We start from the raw sequence: 10566 nt of genomic DNA on the forward strand, positions 1-10566 counted from the left end.
TAAGTCAAAGATTTAAATCAGAACTCCGGGTCAGGAACGGCTTTCGTAGAAAGCAAGTCCTCATCCGGGGTTCTTCCAAAAACTAACTTTTTTTTAATGATTCAATATACGATAACCTTAAACAATAGATTTTACATAAAGAAGGTGCTGTGTTTGGAAAAAAGTGTAGAAGAAATAAAGAAGGCAAGGAAAGAGCTTATTTATTTAAGCAGTGATGAAAAGCAAAGAGATTTGTATTTAAGAAGAAAAATGGCTATATCTGATAGAGTAAGTGATTTGGAAAATGCAGAGAAAAAAGGTGAAGATAGGGGAATAGAGCTAACTAAAAAGGTGTTTAAGCTTTCAAATAGTGGTAAAAGCATAGATGAAATAGCTAAAGAATGTGAGGTTAGCGTAGATAAAATTAATAAGATTTTAGAATAAATAAGTCAAGTTATATGAAAAGAAAGTTAAAAGAAGAAATTAAAAAGCTTTAATTGAAAATAAATAAAATTCAAAAGAATTAGAAGAAAAATTTAATATACTAAGGAGGATTATTATGGGACAATATGTGCAAATAGGTGTATGTACACAAATAACTATTTCAAAGGAAGAGGTAGAAAGTAAGAATATAGAATATGATGCTATAACAGATGTACTAAAAAAAGAGGTTGATTTAAAGTTATATGAATTAGAAGAAGATGAGAAGGTATATAAATTTGTATTGAAGGAAGAGAATTATGGTTCTGAAGGTTTAGCGGGGTTTTTAACGGAGCAATATAGATTGTTCTTAGATGATAATGAATTGGAATTAACTTTAAATGAAGTTTTACCAGCACTAGAAAAGAATAAATCAAGGACTGAGATATTAGAGTTAGCGAGTGATAGAAGATATCAATATTTTCAAGGTGCAAGCTATATGAAAAGTGTTAAATGTGGAGCGTGGAATAGAATAACAGTTGAATATAATATAATAGTATTTTTCTTGCAAGGAAAAATAATGATGGAATGTTATGATGATTTTATGTTGTATATAGAAAATCTTATTAAGAAAAGCAGTGAATATAAGATTAGTGGAGCTGTTAAAGCATTTATTGAGTAGCTAGTTAAGATTTTATATTATGAGGTATTTGATTTATAAAATTGAAGTTGATAAATAGGGGAGTTACAAATGGGGGACAAAGAGGAATATGAAATATATAATATTTAAGTATAAAAAGAGAGGTTTAAATTTAAAGATAAAAGAAGATGCTGATAAGGAGAGTTTAATAAATACAATAAAATATTGCCTTAGGTATCTAAAGATTAGTAAAAGTAATATAGGATTAAGGGATATAACAAAGTGGCTAGAATATGATGTTGAGAAGTGTAAAGAGCCTATTATAGAGAAAAGTTTGATAATTGATTTAAGAAATTTAGATGAGAATTTGTTTAGGGATATAGATAATAATGAAATAGATGAAGAGCTTGTAGAGAGTTTTAATAATATTATAGGTGGGAAGAAATATAAATATTATTCAAGTATTATAATTATGATTCTTTTAACAGTAATGATGAAGATGAGTGATGTTATATCTATGAGTAAGAAAGAGGATGTAATACTACTAGTGGCAGTTATAGGAGTACTAATTTGGCAATTATATAATGAAAGATGGACTATAAAAGAATTAAAAGAAGACTTAAAAGATTTAAAAGATAGCTGGAAAGGATTAAGAGGAATGTTCCAGAAGCAAAAATAATAAGAATATTATTTTTGGCTAATTATATTTTAAGATAATACTTATAAAGGAGATTTACAGAAGATGTAAGTCTCTTTATTTAATTGGACATACTTCTAAATATAAAAGATAAGGAGAGGATTGTTATGAGAGATAAAGTTAGAAGTATAGAAAAAGAAATGAAGAAGGTTTTAAATAAGGAACAAATGAGAATGTTGAGTAAGGTGCTTGTAGAAAATTTAGGTTCTGTAAAGAAAGAGGAGAAGGAAATAAATTATTGTTTTAAGTTTATTTCAGCAAAGAAGGTAGAGGGGTGTTCTGAAAAATCAATAAAGTACTATAAAACGACTATTGAAAAAGTGGTACAAGAAATAGGTAAGAAGGTGGTGGAAATAACTACAGAAGATATAAGGGAATATTTATTTAATTATCAAAAGGAAAGTGGTTGTAGCAAAATAACTGTAGATAATGTAAGAAGAATATTATCTAGTTTCTTTACATGGCTTGAGGATGAAAATTATATTTTGAAAAATCCAGTTAGAAGAATTAAAAAAATAAAAACAGGAAAAGTTGTAAGAGAAACATATTCAGAGGAAGTAATAGAAAAACTTAGAGATGTTTGTACAGAAAGGAGAGATTTAGCAATAATAGATATTTTAGCATCAACAGGAATGAGAGTAGGAGAGCTTGTAAAACTTAATATTGAGGATATAAATTTTAATGAGAGAGAATGTATTGTAGAAGGAAAAGGAGAAAAACAAAGGAAGGTATATTTTGATTCAAGAGCAAAACTTCACTTAGAAGATTATTTGAAAGAAAGAAAAGATAATAATAAAGCATTGTTTGTATCACTATTAAAACCATATAAAAGATTAAAGATAAGTGGAGTAGAAATAAGATTAAAGGAGATTGGAAGAAAAATAAATATAAAAAAAGTGCATCCACATAAATTTAGAAGAACATTAGCAACAAAAGCAATAGAAAAAGGAATGCCAATAGAGCAAGTGCAACATCTTTTAGGGCATCAAAAAATAGATACAACCCTTCAATATGCTATGGTAAATCAGCTAAATGTAAAAATAGCACATAGAAAGTATATTAGCTAAGCGATAAATCAAAATTTATCGAGATGTTTGGATATCCAGTCAGTAATGAAAAAAGACTACCTAAGGTGAAATTGGGTGAAATTGGAATATGGAAAACTGGTGGTACGCCATCACGTTCTAATAATGAATATTATAGTGGGAATATACCATGGTTATCGTCAGGGGAACTAAATGATATATATTGTTTTGACAGTATAGAAAAAATAACAGAAATAGCGATAAAAGAATCTTCAGCAAAAATAATTCCTATTGGAAGTTTATTATTAGGAATGTATGACACTGCGGCACTAAAATCTACAATAAATATGATTGAGTGTAGTTGTAATCAAGCTATTGCATACGGGGAGCTAGATGCGAACTTAGTAAATACAGTTTATGTATATTATTGCATACAAATAGGTAAGGAGTTTTATAAAAGTCAACAAAGAGGTGTAAGACAGAAAAACTTAAATTTATCAATGGTAAAAGGGTTAGAGATACTTTTACCAAGTTTAGAACTTCAAAACCATTTTGTTAAATTTGTTCAGCAGATAGATAAATTGAAATTTAAGGTAAAACAAAATCTGAAAGTTAAAATCGGTTTGCTTTTTTATTTTTTTTATATCATATATAAGTAAAAGTTGATATAATTTTACTATAGAAAAGAATTATTTAGTTGAAGATATAAAATGAATATAAAAAAGTTATATTAAGTTTAATAAAAGGTAATACTTTAAACAAAAGATACATCAGAGACTACATTACAGGAGTTGATTAGTATGGATGAAGCAATAGGAAAAGCTGAGGAAAAAATCGAATACTTAAGTGGTAATGAAGATGCGATGAGAATTTATTATGAAAGAGAAAGATCTCTTCATGAAAGAGCTAATATGATTAGTTCGGCAGAAAGAAATAAGCAAGTTGAAATAGCTACAAATGCTTTGAATGAAGGTTTAGAAGTGAATTTGATAGCTACATTAACAGGTTTAACATTAGAAGATATTTCTAAGATAAAATTAAAGTAATGATATTTATAAATGGATGGGGAGTAAATTAGATGTGTAGAAATTTTGAGTTTTTGAAGGATAAGAGTATATTTAAGAGCTTTTCAAGTGCTTGTCTAGAAGCTGAGAAGAGTATTTTAATAAGTCCTGCTACTACTGCGATTTTATCGAGAAGGGCTTTAGAGCTTGCAGTTAAGTGGGTGTATGGATATGATAGAGATCTTGTTTTGCCGTATCAAGATAATATAAGTGCTTTAATACATGAAGAAAGTTTTAGGGATTTAATTGATTATAATTTATTTCCTATGATTAAGTATGTTATAAAGCTTGGGAATGTGGCTGTGCATACTAATTCAGGTATTAAGAGGGAAGAGGCTATTTTATCTCTTAATAATCTTTATAACTTTGTGAGTTTTCTTGATTATTGCTATGCTGATGAATTTACAGCAGGCGAGTTTAATGAAGATTTATTAGAAGAGGGAAGTAATCAAAGAATTAAGGCTGATGAACTTCAGGATTTATATGATAAGCTTAGTTCTAAGGATAAGAAAATTGAGGAAGTTAGAAAAGAGAATGAAAGTTTAAGGACAGAGCTTACTGATAAGAGGAAGGCACATACAGAAAATTATGATTTTACAGTTTCAGAAATTAATGAATATGAGACAAGAAAACGATATATTGATGTTGAGCTTAAGCTTGCAGGTTGGAGTTTTGATAGTGACATAAGAGAAGAAGTGGAAGCTCCGAGTATGCCCAATAATGCAGGGATGGGTTATGTTGATTATGTTCTTTATGGAGATAATGGTAAACCTCTTGCTGTTGTTGAAGCTAAGAGAACTTCTAAGGATCCAAAGATAGGACAACAACAGGCTAAACTTTATGCAGATTGTTTAGAGGCTCAAAGTGGACAAAGACCAGTTATATTTTTTACAAATGGTTTTGATAGCTTTATATGGGATGATTTTAATGGATATTCTGAAAGAAGAGTATTTGGGTTCTATAAAAAAGAAGAGCTTCAACTTATGGTTGATAGAAGAAAGAGTAGAATACAGCTTAAAAATTTAGATATTAAAGATGAAATTTCTAATAGATATTATCAAAAAGAGGCTATAACAAATGTTTGTGAGGCTATGGAGAGAAGACAAAGAAAGATGCTTCTTGTTTGTGCAACAGGTACAGGGAAAACAAGAACTGCTATCTCAATAGTTGATGTTCTTTCAAGACATAACTGGGTTAAGAATATCTTATTCCTTGCAGATAGAAAGGCACTTGTAAAACAAGCTAAGAATAACTTTTCTAAGCTTTTACCTAATCTTTCACTTTGTAATCTTTTAGATAATAGAGACAATCCAGAGGAATCAAGAATGATATTTTCAACTTATCCAACAATGATGAATGCAATTGATGACACAAAATCAAAGGAAGGTAAGAAATTATTTACTCCAGGACATTTTGATTTAATTATTATAGATGAGTCTCATAGAAGTATATATAGAAAATTTAGAGCTATATTTGAATATTTTGATGCTTCACTTATAGGACTTACAGCTACACCTAAAGATGAGATAGATAAGAATACTTATACTATTTTTGATTTGGAAAATGGAGTTCCAACATATGCATATGAATATGAGAAGGCAGTGGATGATGGATACCTTGTAGACTATTCAACAGTAGAAGTTAAATCAAAGGTGATGGAAGATGGAATAAAGTATGATGAGCTTTCGGAGGATGAGAAGGAAGACTTTGAAAATACCTTTGATGAAGATGAAACAATAGAAAAAGAGATTAGCAATACAGCAATAAATCAATGGTTATTTAATGCAGATACAATTGATTTAGTGATAAATAAATTAATGGTAGATGGTCTTAGAATTGAGGGTGGAGATAAGCTTGGTAAAACAATTATCTTCGCTAAAAATAGTAGACATGCAAAGGCTATTGTAGAGAGATTCAATATTTTATATCCTGAACATGGTGGAAATTTTGCTAAGGTTATAGATTATAGCATTAATTATGTTGAAACGTTAATAGATGATTTCTCAGACAAAGATAAGATGCCACAGATAGCAGTATCAGTTGATATGCTTGATACAGGAATAGATATACCAGAAATATTAAATCTTGTCTTCTTTAAAAAGATAAGAAGTAAGACAAAGTTTTGGCAGATGATAGGAAGAGGAACGAGGCTATGCCCTAACTTACTTGGAATAGGACAAGATAAGGAAGAATTTTTAATCTTTGATTTCTGTAATAACTTTGAATTCTTTAGAATGAATCCTAAAGGTTTTGAAGGTAGTGGAAGCGAAACATTAACAGAAAAATTATTCAATGTAAAAATAAATATTATAAAAGAGCTTCAAGACCTTAAATATGCAGATACAGAATATGTAGAACTAAGAAGTGAATTAGTAGATGAAGCACTTAAAAAAATAAATAACTTAAATGAAGAAAACTTCCTTGTAAAAATGGTGCTTAAATATATTCATAAATATAAGGAAAAGAAAATATGGGAAGCACTTGGAGTTGTAGAAGCAAATGAAATAAAAAGATATGTTTCTATAGCAATGCCAGCAGAAAAAGGGGATGAAATAGCAAAAAGATTTGATTTAGTTATGTATGCGATACAGCTTGCATACCTTCAAGGAACAAATCCAAAGAGAGGAATTAAATCAGTTGTAGTAGTAGCGGAAAGACTTTCAAAGCTTGGAACAATACCACAAATAAGAGAAAAGAAAGATGTTATAGAAAAAGTAATGACAGAAGAATTCTGGGAAAGTGCAGATATATTTGAAGTAGACAAAGTACGTGAAGCACTAAGAGAATTACTAAAATATCTTGAAAAAGATGTACAGCAAATTTATTATACAGGCTTTAATGACCTTATAATAGCAGAAGAAAGAAATACATCAATCTATAACGTAAATGACCTTAAAAACTACAAAAAGAAAGTTGAACATTACTTGAAAGAGCATAAAGATGAAATGGCAATATATAAACTTAGAAACAACAAAAAAATAAGTAAAGAAGATATTGAGCAACTAGAAAATATAATGTTCAAAGAACTTGGCTCACAATCAGACTATGAAAAAGAATTTGGAGACATGCCAGTATCAAAATTAGTAAGAAAAATTGTAGGACTAGACACAAATGCAGCAATGGAAGAATTCTCAGAATTCCTAAACAGTGAAAGCCTAAATAGTTCACAAATACATTTCGTAAAACTAATAGTAGACTATGTAATAAAAAATGGAATGATAGATGACAATAGAGTCTTAACAGAAGATCCATTTAGAACAGTAGGAAACATAGTAGAATTATTTAAAGATGATATAGATGTAAGAAGCAAACTACTTGGAAAAATAAAAGAAATAAAAGAAAATGCATTAGAAATAGGATAAAATAAAGTTCCTTCAGTATTTAACTGGAGGAGCTTTAAATTTTGTTTGCGTTAACTTTTAGTATTAAAATATATTAGGATAGTAGAAAATTTTATAAAGAATTATTTGGAGAGTAGAGTAGTAAAAGTGAAAATATGTGTAGAATTAAAAAAAGTTGTGAAAATATGGATAAGAATGAAATGGTTCAAAAGCCAGGAGATGCAATAGTTTATTACTATGAATGTGAAAATTATGAAGATGATTGTTAGATTAATGAATGAAAATATTACTTACTAAGTAAATTTATATAATTCTTGAAAATAGGATCTGTATTCAATAGGGAATAGTATGTATGATAAATAAGATGTGCATATCAAAAATATGTGAAATTTATCTATATTTATTTGAATTTGTCTATTATACTTATATCAAGGGAGAGTGATATAAATGTATAGACGATATAAGTTGAAAAGTGATGGGGATTTAGTAGGCTTGGTTAAAAGTTATTCAAATAATGGAAAAATAATTATGGAAAAACGAAAAAGTAATATAAAAAAGAATTTAGAAGAGTATATAAATCAAACTGGATATATCAATATGAGTGAAATCGAAAAAGATTGGTTTCCGAAAGTAGATTGTGATATATTTTTATCCCATTCGCATAAAGATATTGAGTTAATAAATGGATTAGTAGGGTTTCTTCATGAGTGTTTTAAAGTTGAAGTTTTTGTTGATTCATATATCTGGGGATATTGTAATGAATTACTAAAAGATTTGGATGAAAAATACTGTAAACAAGATAATGGGGAATATTATGATTATGATAAGAGAAATTATTCGACATCTCATGTACATATGATGTTGGCTAATTCTTTAAATAAAATGATTTATAAAACTGAATGTATAATATTTTTAGATACGGAAAACTCTTTAGATGTTAAAAATATTATTACAAATGGGACAAGTTCTCCATGGATATATTCTGAATTGATAGCAACTAAGTTAATGCAGAGAGAAAATCCAAGAAGAATTGAAAAAAGAGCTTTAATAGAAAATAATATCGAAATGGCAGAAAAATTTAAACCTATGTATCGTGGTGATGTAGATCATTTGGAAGAACTTACTGTTCAATGTCTAAGAGATATATTGAATAAAAAGTTATCAACTAAGGAAGAGAATTTAGATGAAATGTATAAAATTACCAGTGGAGAAAAAATTGGTGTTTAATAATAATACTTTAGATTTATCTAAAGTATTAGAAAAAGAAATTGATTTAATTCAAGGATGTATTGCTAGGATGAGTCAACATTCTTTTTATTTAAAAGGTTGGCTTATAACATTGATGGGAATACTGATAGCATTAAAACCAAAAGATTTAATTGTAACAGGTATTTTTATGATTGCAATTGTACTTGCTTTTTGGTATTTAAATGCAACATATTTAAGGTATGAAAAACAGTACAGGAAGTTATATGAATGGGTTATAACAGAAAGGTGTATAGGTAATACGGAATATTTATATAGCTTGGATTTAAAGCGATTTGAAAATGATGTTGAAAAGCGATTTGTATTAATGTTTAAAAATACTTTACTCATTTTTTATGGAGCAATGATGTTTGTAATAATAGGTGTTATTTTAATTATGGCAATTCAAAATAAAGAGTTAAGTAATATGACAATGATTTTATTTAAATGAAGAAAATAAAAGTGAAATCGAAATTAATAATAATATACTTGAAAAAATTAAAATGGATAGTGTATTTAGAAGGCTAGAAATATAGAATTGAGCTACCACGAAGAGAAAATCTAAGTGATAGCTCAATTTTATATTTAAGCAAAATTAGGAAAAAATTAAAAAATATTAAACAGAATAAAATTATAAATGAGGATAGGTTAAAGGTATGAAAACTTGGTATAATAAAAGTGAGAAGAGTGAATAATTAAAGCAAAAGATAAAGTTGAGGAACTATGATGAGTAATGAAACAAAGAAAGATATGTACCACATTCACGATAAGAGTTACAAGGAGTTGTACTCTAAAAAAGAAATAGCAATAGATTTGTTAAAAAATTATGTAAAGAAGGAGTTTACTAAGGATTTAAAAGTAGAAGACTTAACATTAGTAAATAACTCATTTATTTCTTCAGATTATGAAGAACCAGAGAGTGATATAGTTTATAAAGCTAAAATAGGTGATACAGAAGCAATATTTTACATACTTTTAGAATTTCAATCTAGGGTAGATTATAGAATGCCTTTAAGATTACTAAAGGAAACTCGACTCCTTTCAGTCGCTGAGTAAGTTCAAATAACCAAATCGAAGATTTGGATTTTCACTTATAGTAGAAATTTTAAGAGAATTTTCTAAAAATGAGAATCATAAAAAGACTGATAAAAATATAAAGATTCCAGCAGTAATTCCAATAGTTTTATATAATGGAAAGCAAATTTGGGATGTGCCAACAGAATTTAGAAAAATGTTCTATAATGAAGAAAAATTCCATAGTGGAATTTTAAACTTTACATATGATATATTTGATGTAAATAATGGTTTTACAAAAGAAGAATTATTAGAGCATAAGAATGTTACATCAGCAATATTTTTATTAGACCGAAAGATAACTGCAATGGAATTTATGAATAGAATAAAAGATATAGCATTATTTTTTGATAGATTAAGTGAAGAGGAATTAAAAGCGATAAAACATTGGATAAAAAATACTACTGAAGAAAGATTAGCAAAAGTAGCAACGGAAGTATTAGATTACAAGAATGAGGAGGTTTTAAATATGGTAGCAAATAATGCATTTATGTTAAAAGAGTTAAGGGAAGAAGGAAAAGAAGAAGGAATTAAGTTAACTAAGAAGATATTTAAACTTTTAAATGGTGGAAAAAGTATAGAGGAAATAGCTAAAGAGTGTAAGATGGGTATAGCGGAAGTTAGAGAAATAGTAGATTAGTGTATTTGTTAGATAGATTAAAATATAAAGTAATGATAGGTAAGTGAGACACACTGAATTTTTGGTGTGTCTTTTTGTTGTTTATTTTTTAGATTAGAAATTTTATGAAAAATTTAAAAAAATTTTCTCCCTTTTTTGTTTTGTGCATATTTAAGGAGTGAAGGGAGTGATGTTAAATGATTAAGAAGATTATTGAGAAGGCTTTGTTTAAGGTTTCTTATGCAAAGGGTACTGATGATAAGGGGAATGATATCATCAAGAGCCAAAGTTTTAGAGGAATTAATGTAGATCTTACACCTGAGGATTTATATGGGTTTGGAAGTTTGATTGAAGGACTTTTAAATTATGAGGTTTCTGGTTTTGGTTTAGATGAAAGTTATGACTTAGTAGAGCAACAAGCTTAATTGAAGGGGAGGGTTTAGAGTATGGAAAAGGTATTGG

The 10566-nt window shown here is 28.1% G+C and carries 12 protein-coding genes; all 12 read left to right on the forward strand.

The window, feature by feature from the left end:
* Nucleotides 1–153: 153 nt before the first annotated feature.
* Entirely contained in the window at nucleotides 154–423 is a 270-nt protein-coding gene (locus tag ACRC28_RS01360; protein ID WP_438541658.1) for a hypothetical protein, read from the forward strand.
* 115 nt (nucleotides 424–538) lie between these two features.
* Nucleotides 539–1081: a hypothetical protein gene (locus ACRC28_RS01365; protein WP_438541659.1), complete on the forward strand. Its 543-nt coding sequence runs from the start codon at nucleotides 539–541 to the stop codon at nucleotides 1079–1081.
* Nucleotides 1082–1169: 88 nt separating this feature from the next.
* Entirely contained in the window at nucleotides 1170–1718 is a 549-nt protein-coding gene (locus ACRC28_RS01370; RefSeq protein ID WP_438541660.1) for a hypothetical protein, read from the forward strand.
* Between the two features lie 125 nt (nucleotides 1719–1843).
* A complete protein-coding gene (gene xerA / locus ACRC28_RS01375) occupies nucleotides 1844–2803 on the forward strand; it encodes a site-specific tyrosine recombinase/integron integrase (RefSeq protein ID WP_438541661.1) in 960 nt (319 codons plus the stop codon).
* 23 nt (nucleotides 2804–2826) lie between these two features.
* Nucleotides 2827–3420, forward strand: a complete 594-nt coding sequence (locus ACRC28_RS01380) for a restriction endonuclease subunit S (RefSeq protein WP_438541662.1) — start codon at nucleotides 2827–2829, stop codon at nucleotides 3418–3420.
* A gap of 141 nt (nucleotides 3421–3561) precedes the next feature.
* Entirely contained in the window at nucleotides 3562–3807 is a 246-nt protein-coding gene (locus tag ACRC28_RS01385) for a hypothetical protein (RefSeq protein ID WP_438541663.1), read from the forward strand.
* A 32-nt stretch (nucleotides 3808–3839) separates the two neighbouring features.
* Nucleotides 3840–7187 (forward strand): DEAD/DEAH box helicase family protein, encoded by a 3348-nt coding sequence (locus ACRC28_RS01390; RefSeq protein WP_438541664.1) that lies wholly within the window; start codon nucleotides 3840–3842, stop codon nucleotides 7185–7187.
* Between the two features lie 426 nt (nucleotides 7188–7613).
* On the forward strand, nucleotides 7614–8393 hold the full coding sequence (locus tag ACRC28_RS01395) for a hypothetical protein (protein ID WP_438541665.1): 780 nt from the start codon (nucleotides 7614–7616) through the stop codon (nucleotides 8391–8393).
* A complete protein-coding gene (locus tag ACRC28_RS01400) occupies nucleotides 8350–8862 on the forward strand; it encodes a hypothetical protein (RefSeq protein ID WP_438541666.1) in 513 nt (170 codons plus the stop codon). Before ACRC28_RS01395 ends, ACRC28_RS01400 begins: the two co-directional genes overlap by 44 nt.
* A 275-nt stretch (nucleotides 8863–9137) precedes the next feature.
* Nucleotides 9138–9467 carry an Rpn family recombination-promoting nuclease/putative transposase gene (locus ACRC28_RS01405; protein WP_438541667.1) on the forward strand — a complete coding sequence of 110 codons (330 nt, stop codon included), beginning with the start codon at nucleotides 9138–9140 and terminating at the stop codon, nucleotides 9465–9467.
* A gap of 46 nt (nucleotides 9468–9513) precedes the next feature.
* Nucleotides 9514–10125: an Rpn family recombination-promoting nuclease/putative transposase gene (locus ACRC28_RS01410; protein ID WP_438541671.1), complete on the forward strand. Its 612-nt coding sequence runs from the start codon at nucleotides 9514–9516 to the stop codon at nucleotides 10123–10125.
* A gap of 176 nt (nucleotides 10126–10301) precedes the next feature.
* On the forward strand, nucleotides 10302–10529 hold the full coding sequence (locus ACRC28_RS01415; RefSeq protein WP_438541668.1) for a DUF1659 domain-containing protein: 228 nt from the start codon (nucleotides 10302–10304) through the stop codon (nucleotides 10527–10529).
* Nucleotides 10530–10566: the final 37 nt, after the last annotated feature.

Origin of the sequence: Clostridium sp. (genome assembly GCF_051650885.1) — a bacterium.
GTDB lineage: Bacteria > Bacillota > Clostridia > Clostridiales > Clostridiaceae > Clostridium.